19 protein-coding genes are annotated in these 19,957 nt (G+C 68.9%); 11 read left to right on the top strand and 8 right to left on the bottom strand.

Annotation, left to right across the window (positions count from 1 at the left end; translation table 11 throughout):
• Window positions 1-22: 22 nt before the first annotated feature.
• Both pruA and QMO76_RS09270 read left to right on the top strand, forming a co-directional pair.
• Complete coding sequence (gene pruA, locus QMO76_RS09275; RefSeq protein ID WP_306360786.1) at window positions 23-1,657, top strand: L-glutamate gamma-semialdehyde dehydrogenase; 1,635 nt, start codon at window positions 23-25, stop codon at window positions 1,655-1,657.
• A complete protein-coding gene (locus QMO76_RS09270) occupies window positions 1,657-2,598 on the top strand; it encodes a proline dehydrogenase family protein (protein WP_306360785.1) in 942 nt (313 codons plus the stop codon). Before pruA ends, QMO76_RS09270 begins: the two co-directional genes overlap by 1 nt.
• A gap of 148 nt (window positions 2,599-2,746) precedes the next feature.
• Here QMO76_RS09270 and QMO76_RS09265 read toward each other — a convergent pair whose 3' ends face one another.
• Both QMO76_RS09265 and QMO76_RS09260 read right to left on the bottom strand, forming a co-directional pair.
• Window positions 2,747-3,283, bottom strand: coding sequence for a hypothetical protein (locus QMO76_RS09265; RefSeq protein ID WP_306360784.1), 537 nt, complete (start codon window positions 3,281-3,283; stop codon window positions 2,747-2,749).
• 201 nt (window positions 3,284-3,484) lie between these two features.
• Entirely contained in the window at window positions 3,485-4,351 is an 867-nt protein-coding gene (locus tag QMO76_RS09260; RefSeq protein WP_306360783.1) for an oxygenase MpaB family protein, read from the bottom strand.
• A 159-nt stretch (window positions 4,352-4,510) separates the two neighbouring features.
• Between QMO76_RS09260 and QMO76_RS09255 the strand changes: the two genes are divergently transcribed.
• Complete coding sequence (locus QMO76_RS09255) at window positions 4,511-5,143, top strand: TetR/AcrR family transcriptional regulator (protein WP_306360782.1); 633 nt, start codon at window positions 4,511-4,513, stop codon at window positions 5,141-5,143.
• Window positions 5,144-5,199: 56 nt separating this feature from the next.
• Here the strand turns inward: QMO76_RS09255 and QMO76_RS09250 are convergent, their stop codons facing one another.
• Complete coding sequence (locus tag QMO76_RS09250) at window positions 5,200-6,051, bottom strand: oxygenase MpaB family protein (RefSeq protein ID WP_306360781.1); 852 nt, start codon at window positions 6,049-6,051, stop codon at window positions 5,200-5,202.
• Between the two features lie 134 nt (window positions 6,052-6,185).
• Here QMO76_RS09250 and QMO76_RS09245 point away from each other — a divergent pair, with 134 nt between their 5' ends.
• Entirely contained in the window at window positions 6,186-7,595 is a 1,410-nt protein-coding gene (locus QMO76_RS09245) for an acyl-CoA synthetase (protein WP_306361132.1), read from the top strand.
• A gap of 52 nt (window positions 7,596-7,647) precedes the next feature.
• Window positions 7,648-8,019 (top strand): PPOX class F420-dependent oxidoreductase, encoded by a 372-nt coding sequence (locus QMO76_RS09240; RefSeq protein ID WP_306360780.1) that lies wholly within the window; start codon window positions 7,648-7,650, stop codon window positions 8,017-8,019.
• Window positions 8,020-8,078: 59 nt separating this feature from the next.
• Here the strand turns inward: QMO76_RS09240 and QMO76_RS09235 are convergent, their stop codons facing one another.
• Both QMO76_RS09235 and dapD read right to left on the bottom strand, forming a co-directional pair.
• Window positions 8,079-8,738 carry a hypothetical protein gene (locus tag QMO76_RS09235; RefSeq protein ID WP_306360779.1) on the bottom strand — a complete coding sequence of 220 codons (660 nt, stop codon included), beginning with the start codon at window positions 8,736-8,738 and terminating at the stop codon, window positions 8,079-8,081.
• 58 nt (window positions 8,739-8,796) lie between these two features.
• Window positions 8,797-9,753: a 2,3,4,5-tetrahydropyridine-2,6-dicarboxylate N-succinyltransferase gene (gene dapD, locus QMO76_RS09230; protein ID WP_306360778.1), complete on the bottom strand. Its 957-nt coding sequence runs from the start codon at window positions 9,751-9,753 to the stop codon at window positions 8,797-8,799.
• A 365-nt stretch (window positions 9,754-10,118) separates the two neighbouring features.
• On the opposite strand from dapD, the gene dapE reads away from it, so the two are divergent.
• The 6 genes from dapE to QMO76_RS09200 all read left to right on the top strand — a co-directional run bounded on the left by dapE (window position 10,119) and on the right by QMO76_RS09200 (window position 16,689).
• On the top strand, window positions 10,119-11,222 hold the full coding sequence (gene dapE, locus QMO76_RS09225; protein ID WP_306360777.1) for a succinyl-diaminopimelate desuccinylase: 1,104 nt from the start codon (window positions 10,119-10,121) through the stop codon (window positions 11,220-11,222).
• Window positions 11,223-11,623: 401 nt separating this feature from the next.
• Window positions 11,624-12,424 carry a TIGR00730 family Rossman fold protein gene (locus tag QMO76_RS09220; RefSeq protein WP_306360776.1) on the top strand — a complete coding sequence of 267 codons (801 nt, stop codon included), beginning with the start codon at window positions 11,624-11,626 and terminating at the stop codon, window positions 12,422-12,424.
• Window positions 12,418-12,990 (top strand): TIGR00730 family Rossman fold protein, encoded by a 573-nt coding sequence (locus QMO76_RS09215; RefSeq protein ID WP_306360775.1) that lies wholly within the window; start codon window positions 12,418-12,420, stop codon window positions 12,988-12,990. The genes QMO76_RS09220 and QMO76_RS09215 overlap by 7 nt, the downstream gene beginning before the upstream one ends.
• Before the next feature lie 58 nt (window positions 12,991-13,048).
• Window positions 13,049-14,818 (top strand): long-chain-acyl-CoA synthetase, encoded by a 1,770-nt coding sequence (locus QMO76_RS09210; protein ID WP_306360774.1) that lies wholly within the window; start codon window positions 13,049-13,051, stop codon window positions 14,816-14,818.
• A gap of 81 nt (window positions 14,819-14,899) precedes the next feature.
• The gene (gene folP, locus QMO76_RS09205) at window positions 14,900-15,772 is read left to right on the top strand and encodes a dihydropteroate synthase (RefSeq protein ID WP_306360773.1); all 873 of its coding nucleotides are present in this window, start codon (window positions 14,900-14,902) and stop codon (window positions 15,770-15,772) included.
• On the top strand, window positions 15,769-16,689 hold the full coding sequence (locus QMO76_RS09200; RefSeq protein WP_306360772.1) for a glucosyl-3-phosphoglycerate synthase: 921 nt from the start codon (window positions 15,769-15,771) through the stop codon (window positions 16,687-16,689). Before folP ends, QMO76_RS09200 begins: the two co-directional genes overlap by 4 nt.
• Before the next feature lie 300 nt (window positions 16,690-16,989).
• Here QMO76_RS09200 and QMO76_RS09195 read toward each other — a convergent pair whose 3' ends face one another.
• The 3 genes from QMO76_RS09195 to QMO76_RS09185 form a co-directional block, all read right to left on the bottom strand.
• Entirely contained in the window at window positions 16,990-17,826 is an 837-nt protein-coding gene (locus QMO76_RS09195) for a hypothetical protein (RefSeq protein WP_306360771.1), read from the bottom strand.
• A 59-nt stretch (window positions 17,827-17,885) separates the two neighbouring features.
• Complete coding sequence (gene tatB, locus QMO76_RS09190) at window positions 17,886-18,287, bottom strand: Sec-independent protein translocase protein TatB (RefSeq protein ID WP_306360770.1); 402 nt, start codon at window positions 18,285-18,287, stop codon at window positions 17,886-17,888.
• Window positions 18,288-18,363: 76 nt separating this feature from the next.
• Window positions 18,364-19,947, bottom strand: coding sequence for a S1C family serine protease (locus QMO76_RS09185; RefSeq protein ID WP_306360769.1), 1,584 nt, complete (start codon window positions 19,945-19,947; stop codon window positions 18,364-18,366).
• Between the last annotated feature and the right edge of the window lie 10 nt (window positions 19,948-19,957).

The following is a 19,957-nucleotide window of genomic DNA, read 5'->3' as shown; positions in this document are numbered from 1 at the left end:
CGGGTTCGCGTTAGCCTGGGATATGGACGCTGTCACGGTTGTCCCCCTGCCCGGTAACGAACCGGTGCACTCCTACGCACCGGGGAGCCGCGAACGCACGCTGCTGCGTGATCGACTGTCCGAGATCTCCGCCGAGACGGTGGACGTGCCGCTGGTGATCGGCGGCAAACACCAGCCCGGCGGCGGCGAGCGGCATCACATCGTGATGCCGCATCGACACCGGCACGTGCTGGGGACCTACACGAACACCACTCACGACGAGGCCGGGGCCGCCGTCGAAGCCGCGACGGCCGCGGCGGCGGACTGGCGGGCGCTGCCCTTCGACGAACGGGCGGCCGTCCTGCTGCGAGCGGCCGATCTGCTGGCCGGGCCGTGGCGGGAGACGGTCGCCGCCGCCACCATGCTGGGCCAATCCAAGACCGCGCAGCAGGCGGAGATCGACGCACCCTGCGAACTGGTGGACTTCTGGCGATTCAACGTGGCCTTCGCCCGCGGCATTCTGGAGCAACAGCCGCAATCCTCGGCGGGGGTCTGGAATCGCATGGACTACCGGCCGCTGGAGGGGTTCGTCTACGCCATCACTCCCTTCAACTTCACCGCCATCGCCGGAAATCTGCCCACCGCGCCCGCTCTCATGGGCAATACGGTGGTGTGGAAGCCGTCGCCCACCCAGACGCTGTCGGCCTACTGCGTCATGAAGCTGCTGGAGGCCGCCGGGATGCCGCCGGGCGTCATCAATATGGTGACCGGTGACGGGGCGCGGCTGTCGGAGGTGGCGCTGGCCGATCCGCGCCTGGCCGGTATCCACTTCACCGGCTCCACCCGCACCTTCCAGCACCTGTGGCAGCAGGTGGGCGCGAATATCGGCAACTACCGGGGCTATCCGCGCCTGGTGGGCGAGACCGGCGGCAAGGACTTCATCGTGGCGCACGCCTCCGCCGATCCGGATGCGTTGCGCACCGGGCTGATTCGCGGAGCCTACGAATACCAGGGGCAGAAGTGCTCGGCGGCCTCACGCGCCTACATCGCCGAATCGGTGTGGCGGCGCATGGGCGACGAATTCCTCGCCGAGGTCGAGGGGCTCGCCTACGGTGATGTGGCCGATCTGTCGAACTTCGGTGGGGCGGTGATCGATCGACGCGCCTACGACAAGAGCGTCTCGGCCATCGAACGTGCGCGAGAGCGCGGGGTCACCATCGCCGCCGGCGGCACCTACGACGACAGCGAGGGGTACTTCATCCGGCCCACGGTGCTGCTCACCGACGATCCGACCGATGAAGCCTTCGCCACCGAGTACTTCGGCCCCATCCTCACGGTGTACGTCTACGACGACGGCAATCCGGACGCCTACGCCGACGTGCTCGCCGAGGTCGATTCCGCCGCGCCCTACGCGCTCACCGGGGCCGTCTTCGCCACCGACCGCCAGGCCGTCGACCAGGCGTCGGCCACACTGCGATTCGCGGCGGGCAACTTCTACGTCAACGACAAGCCCACCGGCGCGGTGGTCGGTCAGCAGCCCTTCGGCGGAGCTCGCGCCTCCGGGACCGACGACAAGGCCGGGTCCTATCTCAACCTGTTGCGCTGGGTCGCGCCGCGCTCACTGAAGGAGACCTTCGTTCCGCCCACCGAGTACCGCTACCCGCATATGGAGGTGTGATGAACCCCCTGCGTCCGGTGATCCTCGCGGCGGCCGGATCGGATCGCCTGCGGCGGACGATCGCCTCGGCTCCCGTCACCTCCGGGGTGGTGCGGCGGTTCGTGGCGGGGGAGACGCGCGCGGAACTGGCCCCGGTGGTGCGCGCACTGCTCGGCGACGACCGCGCCGTCAGCGTCGACTTCCTGGGCGAGTACACCACCGAACGGGCCATGGCGGATGCCGCCGTGGCGGAGTACGTGGCGCTCATCGACGATCTGGCCGCGCTCGGCGGCGGGCAGGAAGCCGTTCCGCGCGTGGAGGTCTCGGTGAAGCTTTCCGCCTTGGGGCAGGCGCTGGGCCAGGACGGGCCCGCCATCGCCATCGAGAATCTGCACAAGCTGTGTGCCAAGGCAGAGCAGTCGCGGGTGTGGGTGACCGTGGACGCGGAGGACCACACCACCACCGAGGAGACCCTGGCGGCGGTGCGTCAGCTGCGGGCGGAATTCCCGTGGCTGGCGGTCGCGGTGCAGACCTATCTGCGGGCGGCCGAGGGCCGCTGCCGGGAGTTGGCGGGGGCGCGTATCCGGCTGTGCAAGGGCGCGTACCAGGAGCCCGCGACGGTGGCGTACCAGAAGCGCGCCGAGGTGGACGCCTCGTATCTGGAATGCCTGGACGTGCTCATGCGCGGCGACGGCTACCCCATGGTGGCCTCGCACGATCCGGCCATGATCGCGGCCGCGCTCACCGAGGCGGCCGAACACGGCCGGGACGCGGGGGATTTCGAGTTCCAGATGCTGTACGGGATTCGCGACGCCGAACAGCGTCGGCTGGTCGAGGAGGGACACACCGTGCGTGTGTACGTGCCCTACGGCGGCCAGTGGTACGGCTACCTGATGCGGCGACTCGCCGAGCGCCCCGCCAATCTGGGCTTCTTCCTGCGGGCGCTCGCCGAACGGAGCTGACGGGCGGATCACCAGGATCGACTCGTGTTCGGCGACGGAGCCAGCATCCGGTGGTGATGCAGCCGTATCTCGATGTCCTCGGAGGTCGTCTCGGCACCGGTTCAGCGGTCACACGGACCACGCGACGCACCCGCGACCTGTCGGGGTGTCACCACCGGTGCGCCACGTCGATCACCACGCGCCCGGGGGATTCCAGGGTGAATACGCGGAATGGCAGCCGGGCCCGCACACCGAGCCCGATCGTGGTCTGCCCCTCGAAACTGCCCGCCCAGGCGACCTGCCGGAAGGTCCGGTAGTTCCGCACGTCCACCAGACAGGTGCGGTCGGCGGGCAGCGAGTACGTGGGGCGGAACTCGCTGTCGTAGGCCGGGGCATGCACGAGGATGCTCAGGAATGCGCCTCCCTGCAGCGGTACCGGCTGTCCGGAACCGTCCGCTGTCACCTGATCCGCGTAGCGCACCGTGTAGCCGGCGGGCGAATGGTTCAGGTCGAGAACGAGGCGGTCGAAGCATTCATGGCGTCCCGACCGGATATCGGTGAGTTCCGTGTATCCCCACCCCGAATCGCTCTCGTCCAGAGACCCCCAGTAGATCCCGCAGTAGGGTTCGGCGGCCGCTCGGGGCGCGAGCAGGAGCAATCCGCTCAGCAGGGCGAATATGGAGAACAGGACGGCCGGGCGGCGCATGGCGAATCCTTCGACACGGTGGGAGCCTTCCCCCCGTTCATCGGGCGAACATGAGCACGCGGTACGCCCCGCACCTGTCGGGGGGCGATTCGAGGCCGAACCGTCGCCTGGCCGGGACCGGATCGCCGTCGTGTGATCCCACGGTGACCAAATCGTGGCCACGCCCATGCCCGGTCGGGTCGGAGCTTCGGACCCGGTCGTCTAGACCAGCGGCAGGCCCAGCCGTCGACGCAGCCGCATATCGGCCAGGTAGAAGTTGAACGGGAACATGCGCAGCGGGACCGGCAGGCGGGTCCACACCGTCGCGATGGCGCGCAGCATGACACCGAAGACGCGCTCGTCGCGGGCGGTCCAGGTCATGTGCATCTCATCGCGCAGGTGCTGGGGCAGCAGGGCCGTCACGATGAAGCGGTGCGGGCGGCCGAAGATCAGCTGGAGCGGGCGCGGCAGCATCTTCAGGTCGGTGAGGTCGTTGAAGTAGCGCCGGGTCGGCTCGTCGATGGTGTGGGTCGGCAGGGTCGCGTCCCAGTAGGCGTAGAACTCCTCGCGGGTGGCGGGCCACATCTCCTGGCGCATCTGCAAGGTGGTGCCCAGGCGGGCGCAGTACTGGTAGAACGTCTCCGCGACATCGGGTTCCATGGGGCCGCGCATCCGGTGGTAGAGGTCGTCCACCCCCCAGTAGAGGCAGGCCGCGACCCACAGCTGGAGTTTCGGATCGAAGGCGTTGTACTTCACCGGGCTGGTCGGCTTGGTGCGGATGGTCCGGTGCGAGCGGTTGACGGCCTCGCGGTAGTCCGCGCGGTCGCGGTCGTCGCCGAGCCAGGCGACGGCGAGGTAGGTGAGCGTGGTGCGCAGCCGCTTGATCGGGTGCACGGTGATCGCGCCGCTGTGCACATCGCTCTCCATGACGCCGTAGGCGACCGGCTTCAGCGACAGCTGCATGATCACGTTGGCCGCGCCGCCGAGGAAGGCCGCCACGCCGTCGATGTGCTCACGCACTGTTTCGGGGGTGAACGATGCGGGTACATCGACCGGTTGGTACTCCGATTTGCGCAGAGGGGCGGTCATCGTTGACTCGTCTCCTTGTCCTCGCTCCCCAGCATCGCAGCCGCGGTGTGGAGAGAGTATGAGAATTATCTCCTCGCACCTTCTCACTCCGAGCGGGCGGTGTCAATGTGCGATGATTTGTGTGTCATCGTGTCGCCGCACCGGAAGGGGATCGGGTACATGGCCAAGCTGGCCAAACTGCTGCCGTTGGTGCGCGGATCGGGGCCCGAGGATCGCAATCAGGCCAAAGTGCTCGATGCCGCCCTGCTGGCCTTTCTGGACTTCGGCATCAAGCGCACCAGCATGGTCGAGGTGGCGCGGCGCGGCGGACTGTCGCTGGCCACCCTGTACCGGCGCTTCGCGGGCAAGAACGACCTCATCCAAGCCGTCGGATTGCGGCAGACCCGGCAGTTCATCGACTCCGTGGACGCCGCCATCGCCAGCGAGATCGAGCGCGACGCCAGCGCCGAGGATCAGATCGTCGCGCTGTTCACCGCCTTCATCGAAGGACTGCGTGGCAACAAGCTGCTGGTGCGGCTGCTCAATACCGAGCCGGAGATGGTGCTGCCGTATCTCACCGTGCAGGGTGCGCCGGTGATCGAACTCGGCCGCGACTACCTGGCCGAGTTCATCACCCGCCTGCAATCGGAAGGCAAACTGCCGCAATATGATCCGATGCCGCTGGCCGAGATGATCGCGCGCACCGCGCTGTCCATGGCGCTCACCCCGCAGACGGTCATACCGCTCGACGATCCGGCGAAGCTGCGCGAATTCGCCGCCGAACACGTGGTTCCCGGGTTCCGGCTGGTCTGACGGGCCGGTGTGCCGGACTCCGCCGGACGTGCCCGCTCGGCGGATACGCGGTCCGCTCAGACGAGCCGCAGGCCCAGGCGGCGGCGCACGCGCATATCCGTCAGGTACAGATTGAGCGGGAAAGTGCGCACGGCCGTGGGCATATGGTCTTCGACCCGGCCCAGCGTCCGCAACATGCGGGCCAGCGCGCGGTCTTGGCGCGGCGACCAGGTCATCCCCATCTCGTCGCGCAGATGCTGCGGCAGCAGGCCGGTGACGAAGAAACGGTGCGTCGGCCCGAAGGCCAGCTGGAACGGGCGCGGCAGCATCTTCAGGTCGATCAGGTCGTCGAAATAGGCGTGCACCGTCGGATCGATGGAGGTGCGGGCCAGATTCTCGGTCCAGTAGCGGTCGAAGTCCGCGCGCGTGGGCGGCCACATCGCCGGGCTCATCTGGAGCGTGGTGCCCAGCCGGGCGGAGTAGTGGTAGAACGCGTCGGCGGTGGCGTCGTCCATGGGGCCGTGCATGCGCTCGTAGAGATCGCGCGCACCCCAGTAGAGGCAGGCCGCCACCCAGAGTTGGAGCTTCGGGTCGAACGCGTTGTACTTCACCGGACTGCCGGGGCGGGAGCGGACCTGGCGATGCGAGGTGTCCACGGCGGCGCGGTAGGCGGCCCGCTCGTCTTCGCTGCCCAGCATGGCCACGGCGAGATAGGTCACGGTGGTGCGCAACCGCTTCACCGGATGCTTGAAGACATTGCCGCTGTCGACCGGACTCTCCACCACGCCGTGGCCGACCGGCGGCTGGGAGAGTTGCATGATCACATTGGCCGCTCCGCCGAGCAGGCCCGCGGCACCGTCGACGAACTGCCGGATGTCGAGCGGCGGCAGGTCCGGTTCGTGCGTGGGCAGGCGCAGGGGACTGGTCATCGTTGACCCCGTTCTCGATGAGAAGGTTGTATACATACCCTCTTACCAACTCAGAGGGGTGTCAACCCTTCCGGCCGAATCGTGATGACCCCGGGCCGGGCAGTACCGTTGGCGGCGTGTCGTATGGGTCGCCGCTGCTGCTGAGCTCGTTGAATCCCGCCGCCGTCGCCGCCGGGGACGATATTCCGAATGCCGTCACCATCGACGGCGTGACGCTGTCGCGCGGCGATCTGCTGGGCGCGGCCACCTCCGTCGCCGAACGGGTGGCGCGGGCGCAGCGGGTGGCGGTACTGGCCGAGCCGACCGTCACCACCGTGCTCGCCGTGGTCGGCTGTCTCATCGCCGGAGTCACCGTGGTGCCGGTGCCGCCGGACGCGGGCACCGCCGAACTGGCGCACATCCTGTCGGATTCGGGGGCGCAGGCATGGCTGGGGAAGGCCCCGGAGGGCAGCGTGCTGCCGGTGGTGCCGGTGCGCAAGCACGCGCGATCCTGGCACACGTACGCCGAACCCGATCCCGGCGCGACGGCTTTCATCCTGTACACCTCCGGCACCACGGGCGCGCCCAAGGGTGTGATGCTGAGCCGCCGGGCCGTGGCCGCCGGGTTGGACGCACTCGCCGAGGCGTGGGGTTGGACGGCGAACGACACACTGGTGCACGGGCTTCCGCTGTTCCACGTGCACGGGCTGATCCTCGGTGTGCTGGGGCCGCTGCGGGTGGGCAGTCCGCTGATCCACACCGGCAAGCCGACCCCCGAGGCGTACGCGCGGGCGCGGGGGACCATGTACTTCGGCGTCCCCACCGTGTGGTCGCGGGTGGTCGAAGCACCCGAGGCGGCACGGGAACTGGCGTCCGCGCGGGTGCTGATCTCCGGGAGTGCGCCGCTGCCGGTGCCGGTGTTCGAGCGGCTGCGTGAACTCACCGGGCACGCGCCGATCGAACGCTACGGCATGAGCGAAACCATGATCACCCTCTCCACCCGGCACGATGGGGAGCGGCGGCCCGGCTGGGTCGGCACCCCGGTCGCCGGGGTGCGGACCCGGCTGCGTGACGAAGCCGGGAACCCGGTACCGCACGACGGGGAAAGCGTTGGCGGCCTCCAGGTCCGCGGACCCATGCTGTTCGACGGCTATCTGAACCGGCCCGAGGTGACCGCCGGGAACTTCACCGCGGACGGCTGGTTCGCCACCGGGGACGTGGCGGTCATCGACCCCGACGGCTTCCACCGGATCGTGGGCCGGGAATCGGTGGACCTCATCAAATCCGGCGGCTACCGAATCGGGGCCGGAGAGATCGAGACCGCGCTGCTGGGGCATCCCGCCGTCGCGGAAACCGCCGTGGTCGGCGTGCCGGACGATGATCTCGGACAGCGCATCGTCGCGTTCGTGGTGTTGCGCGACGGGGACTCCGAGACCATCGGGCAGCGGCTCATCGACCATGTGGCGGGCGAACTCTCGGTGCACAAACGTCCGCGCGAGATCCGGGTGGTCGCATCCCTGCCACGCAATGCCATGGGCAAGGTGCAGAAGAAACTGCTGCTGTGAAATATGGCGCGGGGTTGACCTCGAGCCGGCTCGAGGTTCTACCGTCGGAGTCATGGTCGCACAGTTCACTCCCGCCCAGATCGACTATCTCCGTAGCCAGCGGATCGGTCGCCTGGCCACCATCCGCCCCGACGGCTCCCCACAGAACAATCCGGTGGGCTACCGGTACGACGAGATCCTCGGCGTGATCGACATCGGCGGTAACCGCATGGGATCCAGCCAGAAGTTCCGCAACCTCGGCAAGGAGGAGCGGGTGTCCTTCGTGGTCGACGACATCAAGTCGGTCGACCCGTGGGAGGTTCGCTGCCTCGAAATCCGCGGTACCGCTGTGGCATTGAGCGATGTGGAGCCGTACGGTCCCGGCATGTCTCGGGAAATCATCCGGATTGTTCCCGAACGGGTGCTCGCCTTCGGTATCGACTGATGCTGGTTCATGTGGTTCCGCTGGGATCGAGATGTGAAGTGTGGTGGCGTTGAGAGCCTTCAGCCCACGGGGGTCACGATCAGCCGGTCCTGTAGTAGCGGTAGCAAACCGGGTGGGAGAGAGCAGAATACGGCGATCTCGTCCACCGACAGGAAGCCGCGGCGGCGGTCCCGCTCGCCGATGATCTGAGCTGCCAGTTCGGGGCTCAGTTCGAGTTCTCGGGTGAGTACCCAGCCCGGGACCTGATTGATATCGATCAGGCCGCCGTCATCGAAGGAGCGTTCGGGCAGATCGGGACGGCCGATTCGCAATTCTCTTGCCAGCGAAGGGTTCTCCGACAGCAGCGCCTGCGCCGCACGTCGCTGTTCCATGCGCGCGTAGGCGTCTTCGACGGCGGCCTCGTTTCCGGGGCCGGTCGCTGACAGCGACGGCCCGCCGGAGTGCGGATACAGGGCGCGCGTGAGGGTGAAGGCGTGGCCGGCGCCGATCAGGAAGAGAATTGCGACGGCAACGGCGAACAGCGGGGATTCGTCCCGTTCCGTGGAGGACAGGGCGACGGCGGTCACCAGAGCGAGCGTGTACACCACCGCGCCGATCCGCACATCCGGGCGGCGGGTTCGGAAGGCCGCCCACCAGAACAGCGGTGCGGTGCCGAAACCGGCTGTGGCGAGCGGGATCAGGCCGAGCAGATAGGGCCAGCGCGGGGTAGGGCGAGTCACGGATGTGATCTTGGCACAGGGGCGGCGCGTCGTCGCCCCATTGCCCAGGGTTCCCGTGTCAGTCGTTGGCGTGCAGGGCGGCGTTGAGTTCGATGCCGGTGCCCTTGCGGGGCACCACCTCCACCGCGCCGGAGACCGAGTTGCGGCGGAACAGCAGGTTCGACTTGCCGCTCAGGTCGGCGGCCTTGATGGTGCCGCCGTCGGGGAGGGTGACCTTGGTGCCGGCGGTGACGTAGAGGCCCGCCTCCACCACGCAGTCGTCGCCGAGGGAGATGCCGATACCGGCATTCGCGCCGAGCAGGCAGCGCTCGCCCAGCGAGATGATCTGCTTGCCGCCGCCGGACAGGGTGCCCATGATGGACGCGCCGCCGCCGATATCGGAGCCGTCGCCCACCACCACACCGGCGGAGACGCGGCCCTCGACCATGGAGTTGCCCAGGGTGCCCGCGTTGAAGTTCACGAAGCCCTCGTGCATGACGGTGGTGCCGGAGGCCAGGTGCGCGCCCAAGCGGACGCGGTCGGCGTCGGCGATGCGCACCCCGGACGGGACCACGTAGTCGACCATGCGCGGGAACTTGTCCACGCCGTACACGGTGACCGGGCCGCGGGCGCGCAGGTTCAGGCGCACCAGCTCCAGCTCCTCCAGCGAGCAGGGGCCGTGGTTGGTCCACGCCACATTGGCGAGGTGGCCGAAGATGCCGTCCAGGTTCAGGCCGTGCGGCTTGACCAGGCGGTGCGAGAGCAGGTGCAGGCGCAGGTAGACGTCGTGGGTGTCCACCGGCGCGGCGGCCAGGTCGGCGATGGCGGTGCGCACCACGACCACCTCCACGCGGCGGGCCTCGTCCGGGCCCGCGACCTGGGCGAACTTGGCGTACTCGACATCCGAGGCGTCCAGGCGCGTGGTGCCGGTCTCGGCGACCTCACCCAGCTCGGGGTACGGATACCAGGTATCCAGAACCGTCCCGTTCGCGGTGATGGTGGCGAGGCCGACTGCTGATGCTCCCTGAGTGCTCACGTCCCCAGAGGTTACCCGGAGGCAGCGCCCGGGTGGGTGGCCACACCCCGCCCCGGCACCCCCGCACGCTCGCGACGACCGCCGAACCCCCCTGGAGCGGTGCCCGCGGTGCGTGGACGGCGAGTGGATCGAGCGGTGAATCGCTCCGCCCGCGGTGAGTGGATCGAGCGGTGAGTCACCCGCCTGCCGTGAGTGGATCGAGCGGTGAGGCACCCGCGTGCGGCGAACAAGTCGAGCGGCGAGTCACTCCGCGTGCGGTGAACAAGTCGGGTGGTGAGTCGATGTCGGGCGGTAGGTCGATGTCGGCGGTGAGTCGGTGTCGGGTGGTCGATCACTGTCGGGCGGTGAATCAATACAGTGGGGGCGTGACCATCGATCTGCGCGCCGACCCCATCGCCCTCACCGCCGCTCTCGTGGATATCCCCAGCGTGTCCAAGGACGAGGCGGTCATCGCGGACACCGTCGCCTGGGCGCTGCGGGAGCAGACCGAGGGGTTCGAAATCCTGCGGCACGGGAACACCGTGCTGGCGCGCACCAATCGCGGACTGCCGACCCGGGTGATCCTCGCCGGGCATCTGGACACCGTGCCGATCGCCGACAATGTGCCCGGGCACTTCGTGGAGGGCGAGAACGGGGAGCGGCTGCTGTACGGCTGCGGCAGCGTGGACATGAAATCCGGCGACGCGGTGTTCCTGCATCTGGCCGCGACCGTCGCCGAACCGGTGCACGATCTGACCCTCATCTTCTACGACTGCGAGGAGATCGCCGCCGAGTTCAACGGTCTCGGGCGAATCGAGCGGGAACTGCCGGAGTGGTTGGACGGCGACCTCGCGATTCTCGGTGAGCCGTCCGGCGGCTGGGTGGAGGCGGGCTGCCAGGGCACGCTGCGGGCGCGCATCACCACCGCCGGGATGCGGGCGCATTCGGCGCGGGCGTGGTTGGGCGACAATGCCATTCACCGGCTCGCCCCCGTGCTGGAGCGGATGGCGGCCTACCGGGCGCGGGACGTCGACATCGACGGCTGCGTGTACCGCGAGGGCCTGTCGGCGGTGCGGATCTCCGGCGGGGTGGCGGGCAATGTGGTGCCCGACGCCGCCGAGGTGGACGTGAACTTCCGCTTCGCCCCCGACCGCACCCTGGACGAGGCCACCGAGCACGTGCGCGCGATCTTCGACGGACTGGATATCGCCTTCGAGCGCACCGACGGCGCACCCGGAGCCCTGCCCGGCCTCTCCGCCCCCGCGGCCAAGGACCTCATGCGGATCGTGCACGCCCACGGCAGCGGCGGCGTCCGCGCCAAATACGGCTGGACCGATGTCTCCCGCTTCGCCGCCCGCGGCATTCCCGCCGTCAACTTCGGCCCCGGCGACCCCAATCTCGCCCACAAACGCGACGAACACCTCCCCGTCACCCAGATCACCGAGGTCACCGCCATGCTCCGCAGCTACCTCACCGGCGACAGGCAGTAGCCCGCTTTCCGGACGGCCGCCGCGACCGAGACGCTGCTAGTAGCGACGCCCAGTTCCCTGACCGCCGTGACAGTAGGACGCTGTGTGCAGGGGTGCTGTGACAGTAGGACGCTGTGTGCAGGGGGTGTCGTGGCGGCCACTCCTGTACGTGCGGACTCCAGTGACACGACCACTTGGGGAGCAGCGCGCCCCGACCCCACGTGATCCTGAACGAGAACTCTCCTGGGCTCGCGGCGCGTCCCGGTTCTGGACTGACCGGAGCGGAGGAGCGAAGCGGGGGAGCGGAGGGAGGGAAGAACCGGGACCTCCAGCGCCGCGAGCCCGCCCGGAGCGAAGCGGAGGGCAAATCGAACACAGCCCCCGCCCGGAGCGCAGCGGAGGGCGAATAAGATACTGCCCCTATGTCTGCTGACGCCGAATTCGGTGCTCGCTCGTCCAAGACTCCTCGTTTCCGGGGTCCGATAATGCTGCGCCGTGATCGCAAGAAGGGGATAGGGACCACCGACGAGCATTTGCTCGACGAACACGGGACCGGTGGCTGGGTGCATACCGATCCGTGGCGGGTGCTGCGGATTCAGGCCGAATTCGTCGAGGGCTTCGGCACTTTGGCGGAGGTGCCGCGCGCCGTGGCGGTGTTCGGGTCGGCGCGCACGCCCGCCGATCATCCCGAGTACCAGGCCGGGCAGGCCATCGGCGCGGCGCTGGCGCGGGCCGGGTTCGCGGTGATCACCGGCGGTGGGCCCGGAGCGATGGAGGCCGCCAACCGCGGCGCGTCCGAGGAGGGCGGGTATTCGATCGGGCTCGGCATCGAGCTGCCGTTCGAGCAGCACCTCAACGAGTGGGTGGATCTGGGGATCAACTTCCGCTACTTCTTCGTCCGCAAGACCATGTTCGTGAAGTACTCGCAGGCATTCGTCTGTCTCCCCGGCGGTTTCGGCACCCTGGACGAGCTGTTCGAGGCGCTCACCCTGGTGCAGACCCGCAAGATCACCCGTTTCCCGATCATCCTGTTCGGCACCCGCTACTGGGCGGGCCTGGTGGACTGGCTGCGGGATTCGCTGCTGGGCTCCGCCAAGATCTCCCCCGGCGACCTCGGTCTGCTGCATGTCACCGACAGCGTGGAGGATGTGGTGAATATCGTGACGCGGGCCGCCGAGGCCCGCGCCGAACTCGAAGCGGCGGAGGTGGAGGAACAGTGGTGAGCGACGGCACTCCCGACAGCACCGCGTACGGGGTGTGCGTGTACTGCTCGGCCAGCTCCGCCGATGCGGCGGTGCTGGAATTGGCGGCGCGAGTGGGCGCCGAGATCGGCCGCCGCGGTTGGCGACTGGTGTCCGGCGGCGGCAATGTGTCCATGATGGGCGCGGTGGCGCAGGCGGCGCGGGCGGCGGGGGCACACACCCTCGGCGTGATCCCGAAGCACCTGGTGCACAAGGAGGTCGCGGATGTGGACGCCGACGAGCTGATCGTCACCGACACCATGCGGCAGCGCAAGCAGATCATGGAGGACCGCGCCGACGCCTTCCTCACCCTGCCGGGCGGTATCGGCACCCTCGAGGAGTTCTTCGAGACCTGGACCGGGGCGTATCTCGGCGTGCACGACAAACCGGTGGTGGTGCTGGATCCCGACGACCACTACCGCGGCATGTTCGACTGGATCGACGAGCGGTTGGGCGGACGGGGCTTCGTCGGACGCGAGGCGGTCGACCTGGTGACGGTGACCAAGGATCTGCCCGCGGCGTTCGCCGCCCTGCGGCCCGACGCCTGAAGCGCCCGATTTCGCGTTCTCCTCGACAACTCGGGCGTCATCGGAAAGGCTGGAAGATGTGACGACCGATGGACGTTCGACGGTGAGCCTGTTCGACCTGGCGCGCGCCCTGCCCGGGATGGCGGTGCGGGCACCGCAGATGGCGCGAAATGCCTTGGGCCTGTTGGTGAAATCTCAGGACAGAGCCTCGATCGGCCTGTTCTTCCAGCGCGCGGCCCGGCGGCATCCGGACCGGCCCTTCCTGAAATTCGAAGGCCGCGTGTACACCTGGGGCGAGGCGAACGCCGAGGTGAACCGGTACGCGCACGTGCTGGCCGAGCGCGGGGTCGGCCGCGGTGACGTGGTCGGCGTGCTCATGACCAACCGCCCGGAGACGCTGTTCACCGCGTTGGCCACGGTCAAGCTCGGTGCGACGGTCGGGCTGCTCAACCACAACCAGCGGGATACCGTGCTGGCGCACAGTTTCGGCTTGCTGAACAGCGTGGTGGACGTGGTGGGGGAGGAGTGCCGGGAGGCGCTCGACTCGCTGGCCGAGCCGCGCCCGGCCGTGCTGTGGTCGCAGCGGCTGGCCGAGGCCGCCCGGACCGCCGACACCGCGAATCCGGCGGCGACGGCGGAGGTCACGGCGGGCGAGCGGGCATTCCTGATCTTCACCTCCGGCACCACCGGCATGCCCAAGGCGAGCGTCATGACGCATCTGCGGTGGACCAAGAGCATGGCGGGCCTGGGCGGGCTCGGCGTGCGGCTGCGCGGTGACGACACCATGTACTGCTGTCTGCCGCTGTATCACAACAACGCGCTCACGGTGGCGCTGTCGTCGGTGGTGTCGGCGGGCGCGTGCCTGGCGCTGGGACGGCATTTCTCGGCCTCGCGGTTCTGGGACGAGTGCATTGCCGCCGAGGCCACGGCCTTCATCTACATCGGCGAGTTCTGCCGGTACCTGCTCAACCAGCCGCGCAAGAGCACCGACCGGTCGCATCGGGTGGCCATCGCGGTGGGCAACGGACTGCGGCCGGAGCTGTGGGACGAGTTCCGGGATCGCTTCGGCATCCGGCGCATCGTGGAGTTCTACGGTGCGAGCGAGGGGAACGTCGCCTTCATCAATGCCTTCGGCGTGGACCGCACCGCCGGATTCACACCGCTGCCCTTCGCCATCGTCGACTACGACGACGAGACCGGCCGGGCCCGGCGCGGCCCCGACGGCAAACTCCGCAAGGTGCGGCCCGGCGGCGTCGGCCTGCTGCTGGCCAAGGTGACCGGCCGTTCCCCCTTCGACGGTTACACCGACGCGGCCGCCACCGAGTCCAAGCTGGTCCGCGACGGCTTCTCCGACGGGGACTGCTGGTTCGACACCGGCGACCTGGTCCGCGATCAGGGCTACCGGCATATCGCCTTCGTGGACCGTCTCGGCGACACCTTCCGCTGGAAGGGTGAGAACGTGGCCACCACCGAGGTCGAGGGCGCCTTCGACGGCCTCGACGCCGTCTCCCAGGCGGTCGTCTACGGCGTCGGCATTCCCGGCACCGACGGCAAGGCGGGCATGGCCGCCGTCACCCTCGCCGAGGACGCGAAATTCGACGGCCACCAGGTCGCGGCCCACCTGTACGACCGCCTCCCCGGCTACGCCGTCCCCCTCTTCATCCGGGTCGTCGGCGAACTGGAACAGACCTCCACCTTCAAAAGCCGCAAGGTCGACCTGCGTAAACAGGGCTACACCCCCGACGACCACAGCGAGCTCTACGTCCTCGCCGGCCGCACCGGCGGCTACGTCCCCGCCTACCCCGACTATCCCGAGGATGTGGCCAACGCCCGCGCCCCCCGCGACTGACCGCCGTCGCGGGGCCGGACCCGGGGTGTTGTCGATCTCCTGACGGGCAGGGTGGGTACAGGGCTGGGTACAGTCGAGGGCATGTGTGCGCCGTTGCCGACATTGTGCGGGAAGCCGGTGGCGACGGATCGGGCGCTGGTGATGGCGATCGTGAATCGGACGCCGGACAGCTTCTACGATAAGGGTGCGACCTTCGGTGACGAGGCCGCCCTGGGGGCGGTTGCCCGGGCGGTGCGGGAGGGGGCCGATCTCGTCGATATCGGCGGGGTGAAGGCCGGGCCCGGTGTCGAGGTGGACGCCGCCGAGGAGGCGCGGCGGGTGGTGCCGTTCGTGGCGGCCATTCGGGAGGCGCATCCGGACCTGTTGATCAGTGTGGACACCTGGCGGGCCGAGGTGGCCCGGGCCGCGGTGGCGGCGGGCGCGGATCTGATCAACGACACCTGGGCGGGAGCCGACCCGGAACTGGTGGGGGTGGCCGCCGAACTCGGTGTGGGAATCGTGTGCAGCCACACCGGCGGAGCCGTACCGCGCACCCGCCCGCATCGGGTGCGCTACACCGATGTGGTGGCCGAGGTCACCGACTCCGTGGTGGGCGCGGCCGAGGCCGCCGCCGCGGCCGGGGTGGCAAAAGATTCGATACTCATCGATCCCACGCACGATTTCGGCAAAAACACCTACCACGGGCTGGAATTGTTGCGGGCCGTAGACGTTCTCGTTAACTCCGGCTGGCCGGTCTTGATGGCGTTGAGCAATAAGGATTTCATCGGAGAGACTCTTGGTGTCGGCCTGTCCGAACGATTGGAGGGCACATTGGCAGCAACCGCTTGGTCCGCCGCCGCGGGCGCCCGGGTTTTCCGGGTGCACGAGGTCGCCGCCACCCGTCGTGTGGTCGACATGATCGCCGCCATCCAGGGTCTCCGCCCGCCCGCCCGAACCCTGCGAGGTCTCGTATGACGGACTGGAACTTCACCCACACCTGGGATCGTCCCGACTGGACGGTCGAAGAGCTTGTCGCCGCCAAGAAGGACCGCACCGTCTCGGTGGTCCTCCCCGCCCTCAACGAACAGGACACCGTCGCCGACGTTGTCGCCAGTATCAGACCCCTGCTCGGCACCCTGGTGGACGAACTGGTGGTGCTGGATTCCGGCTCCACCGACGCCACCATCGAACGTGCCCGTGCCGCCGGGGCCACCGTGTACACCCGCGAACAGGCCGTACCCGAGCTCGAGCCCGTGCCGGGCAAGGGGGAGGTGCTGTGGCGGTCGCTGGCCGTCACCGACGGGGACCTGGTGGCGTTCGTGGACTCCGATCTGATCGATCCGGACCCCATGTTCGTGCCCAAACTGCTCGGCCCGCTGCTCACCGTGCCGGACGTGCAGCTGTCCAAGGCGTACTACCGCCGCCCGCTGCGTCACGACACCGGCATCGACGAGCACGGCGGCGGCCGCGTCACCGAACTGGTGGCCCGCCCGTTGCTGTCGGCGCTGCGGCCCGAACTGTCGAAGGTGTTGCAGCCCCTCGGCGGTGAGTACGCGGGCACCCGCGAACTGCTCACCTCGGTGCCCTTCGCACCGGGCTACGGTGTCGAAATCGGCCTGCTCCTGGACACTTTCGACCTGTACGGCCTGCACGCCATCGGCCAGGTCAACCTCGGCGTCCGCACCCACCGCAATCGGCCGCTGTCCGACCTGGGTGTGATGAGCCGCCAGATCCTCGGAACGGTGCTGGGCCGCAGTGGAATTCCGGATTCGGGCGCGGCCCTGACCCAATTCCCGCTCGTCGGAGGCGAATTCACCGCGCTGACCACCGAGGTGTCGCTCGTGGACCGCCCGCCCATGAAGGAGCTGCGCCCGGCCTGGGCAGCCGCCTGACCGAGTCCGTCGAGAGGCGGGCCGACCGGATCACCGGAGCGGCCCGCCTTCTCCGTGCCGTGCCGCTGTCGCCGGTTACGGCCGAGCCGTGCCGTAGCCACCGATCCGCCCCGCGCCGTCGATGCCATGTCCGACGACTCGGTGATGTCGTGGTCGTCGGGTGTCGCGGCGCACGCGTACCGCCCTGCCCGAGGGGCTCGTGGGCGGGCATGCTGCGCAGGGCGTCAAGCGTTCGCATCGCGCGCGCAGGCCGGACCCGCGAGGGGCGTCCGGTCGGCCGCCGGTCACGCGCGAGAGCTGTCAGCGGTCGTGACGATAGATGGGGGTGAGCAGGTCGGCCTCGATGGGTTCGCCGGTGGAGCGGTCGTAGCGGACGCCAACGACGGCCGAGAAGGGGTGCAGGCCCGCGCGCTCGTGCAGGGTCGCCAGGCGGGTGGCCAGCAGCCGGATGGCACCGAGGGAGGCGGGCGGGTGCAGGCCGTCGATCACCAGGACATGGCCGCGGCCGTCGGGGCGGGGGAGCCGGGCCAGGTAGGCGATGTCGTAAGGTTCGGTGCCGCCCGGTCGGTATACCCGGCGGGCGGCGCGATCCTCGATACCGCGGCGCACCCGTCCGGCCCGCGCCACCGTGCGCCGCAGGCGCGGGTCCGCCGCCACCAGGTAGCGCAGGCTGGGTGAGAGTTCGGGCCCGCCGAGCACGATCAACCCGTCGCGGTCGAGATTCAGCGGGCGTCCGGGCAGGAACCGCTCGATGGTGCCGGTGAAGCCGAGTTCCCGCAGCAGTTCCAGCAGCCGGTGCGGCCCGGCCGGGTCCGGCGCGCCGACCAGCGCCATGGCGCGCGTGGTGGACCGCACGTCGGGGGTGAGGACGGTGAGCGGTCCGTGTCCGAAGAACAGACCTTCCGGTACCGGTCCCTGTGTGCTCACCTGATGGATGCGTGCCCGGGAAAGTCCGGCCGCCGCACCGATTCTCGCGAAGGTCCAGCCCTCCGCGTGCAGTTCTCTGATCACCGCACGCCGAATTCTGGTGAGTTCGTTGATGGTCTGTTGGGCTGCGGCCACACCTTCGGTGGCCGCCTTGAGGCGTTCGACCTTGTCCTCGATCGCGAACACCCGTGCCACCTCATCGGCCGACATAACCGAAGTCTAGGTACCTGAACAGCTCTCGGCGTCTACTCCGGTTTACTTGGCCCGAATTAGGTCGCGTCCGGATCCAGCGGCGGGCGTTCGTTGCGCTCCAGCGGTTTAGCCGGTTCCGGCATCGAATAACTGCCGTAATCGCTGCTCGGAGCGCTGACGGGTTTGTCGAATTTTCCGGTGAAGATGGAATCGTCGCCGTCGAGAAGGTGTTTGGTCACCACCGACCGCGGATTCATACCGCGAAGTTCGTTCAGCTGCTCGAGCGGTTTGCGGATCTCATCGAATTCCGGTCCGAGTTCCTGCTTCAATGACGTCGTCGCACCGGTGGCGTAATCACGCACCTGCCGCAGCGTTCTACCGGTCCAGCGGATAGCGCCGGGCAGCCGCTCCGGTCCGAGGATGACGAGGGCGGCGACGATCAGAATCATCATCTCGCCCCAGCTGATATTGCTGAACACGAAACCAGGCTACCGGTGGGTGGCGCTTCCGGCCCGCCGTGGGGCCGCGAAAAACGCCACACCGGCATCACTGTGGCTAATCCGACTCCAGCGTGACCTCGACGTCCACCTCGCGGCCGTCGCGAATCAACCGGACCGTCACCGTCCGGCCGATTTCCTGCGACTGCACGGCCACGGTGAGCTCCTCGGGGCCGGTGACCTCGCGGTCACCCACCGCCACGATCACGTCGCCCTCCACGATGCCCGCCTTGGCGGCCGGACCGCCGGCCTGCACATCGGCCACCTCGGCGCCGCTCATCACGTCATTGGCGACGATCTTGGTCCTGGCGCTCACACCCAGCCGGGCGTGGTGCACCTCGCCGTTGTCGATCAGCGCCTGCGAGATCCGCTTCACCTGATCCACCGGAATAGCGAAACCGAGGCCGACCGAACCCCCGCTCTCCGATTTGATGGCGGTATTGATGCCGACCAGTCGGCCCTGCATATCGACCAGCGCACCGCCGGAATTGCCGTGGTTGATGGCGGCATCGGTCTGCACGGCGTCGAGCGTGGCATCGGTGTCGGTGCCCTCGCCGCCGACCTTGACCGGCCGATTCAGCGCCGAGACGATGCCGGAGGTGACCGTCTCCTCCAGGCCCAGCGGCGAACCGATCGCCAGCACATTATCGCCGACCTTCACATTCTCCGATTCCCCGAGCTGGATGACCGACAGATTCTTGACGTCGACATGCAGCACCGCCAGATCGGATTTGGGATCGCGACCCACGATGGTGGCCGGGACCCGCGTGTTGTCGGAGAACACCACCTGCAATTTGGCCTGGCCGGTCTTGTCGTTGGCGGCCAGCGAGATCACGTGGTTGTTGGTGACGATATGGCCCTCACCGGAGATGACCACACCGGAACCGGAGGAGCCGCTGTCGCCGACCCACGCCCGCACCGTGACCATGGCGGGCATGACGGCCCCGACCACCCGGCCGATCTCACCCGCCGGAATCTCGCCGCCGCCGGCGGTCTGCAACTCCACCTTGCGCGCGGTGAGCGAGGAGGCGGACTGACCGGCGAACAGGCCGATCACACCGCCCAGCAGGCCCGCGAGCACGCCGAGCACCACCGCCACCGCACCCAGCTTGAGCAGGGCCTCCGGCTTCACCTTGCCGCCGAACAGCACCTCGCGGGCGGTCAGCTGCTCCCCGGGCGCGAGCGGTTCGGGCCGTGGAACGGCGATCGCGGGCGAGCCCAGGCGCGCGGCCGAGTCCGGGTCACGCCACGGATCGGCGGGCGGGGCCGCGCCCGGGGCGTCCCGCACCTCGTCCGGATCGCGCTGCAACAGCTCGGTGGACCCCTCGGGACGCGAGAACGCCTCGGCCAGTACGGCATCCGGCGGGCGGTTCTGCACCTCGGGCGCGGCCGCGGGCGGCGTTGCCGAGCTGCCGCCGGGCCGCGGACCGAAGGAACCGGCCTGTCCGTTCGGGCGGCGGAAGGCGCGGGCGGTGTGGGAGTCCACATGCGGGCGGTAGACCGGGCGCGGCCCCAGGACCGGTGCGTCCGACGGCCTCAGGTTCCCCCTGCTGGTCGCCGAATCGGGCGTCTCCGCGGGGTGCGGCGGCTGCTGGTCCCCGGCACCCGATGCCGCCGGAGTGTTCTTCGATTCGGAGGTCACGCGATGAACT

The sequence above is a fragment of the Nocardia sp. CC227C genome (assembly GCF_030767025.1).
Classification (GTDB): Bacteria; Actinomycetota; Actinomycetes; order Mycobacteriales; family Mycobacteriaceae; genus Nocardia.
This window is presented reverse-complemented; position numbering and strand designations above follow the sequence as displayed.

Excerpts from the sequence above, each read along its gene's own strand:
- pruA (WP_306360786.1), top strand. The coding sequence starts at position 23 with ATGGACGCTGTCACGGTTGTCCCCCTGCCCGGTAACGAACCGGTGCAC.
- QMO76_RS09220 (WP_306360776.1), top strand. The coding sequence starts at position 11,624 with ATGTCTGCTGACGCCGAATTCGGTGCTCGCTCGTCCAAGACTCCTCGT.
- QMO76_RS09265 (WP_306360784.1), bottom strand. The coding sequence starts at position 3,283 with ATGCGCCGCCCGGCCGTCCTGTTCTCCATATTCGCCCTGCTGAGCGGA.
- folP (WP_306360773.1), top strand. The coding sequence starts at position 14,900 with ATGTGTGCGCCGTTGCCGACATTGTGCGGGAAGCCGGTGGCGACGGAT.
- QMO76_RS09255 (WP_306360782.1), top strand. The coding sequence starts at position 4,511 with ATGGCCAAGCTGGCCAAACTGCTGCCGTTGGTGCGCGGATCGGGGCCC.
- QMO76_RS09250 (WP_306360781.1), bottom strand. The coding sequence starts at position 6,051 with ATGACCAGTCCCCTGCGCCTGCCCACGCACGAACCGGACCTGCCGCCG.
- QMO76_RS09195 (WP_306360771.1), bottom strand. The coding sequence starts at position 17,826 with ATGTCGGCCGATGAGGTGGCACGGGTGTTCGCGATCGAGGACAAGGTC.
- QMO76_RS09260 (WP_306360783.1), bottom strand. The coding sequence starts at position 4,351 with ATGACCGCCCCTCTGCGCAAATCGGAGTACCAACCGGTCGATGTACCC.
- QMO76_RS09200 (WP_306360772.1), top strand. The coding sequence starts at position 15,769 with ATGACGGACTGGAACTTCACCCACACCTGGGATCGTCCCGACTGGACG.
- QMO76_RS09270 (WP_306360785.1), top strand. The coding sequence starts at position 1,657 with ATGAACCCCCTGCGTCCGGTGATCCTCGCGGCGGCCGGATCGGATCGC.
- QMO76_RS09240 (WP_306360780.1), top strand. The coding sequence starts at position 7,648 with ATGGTCGCACAGTTCACTCCCGCCCAGATCGACTATCTCCGTAGCCAG.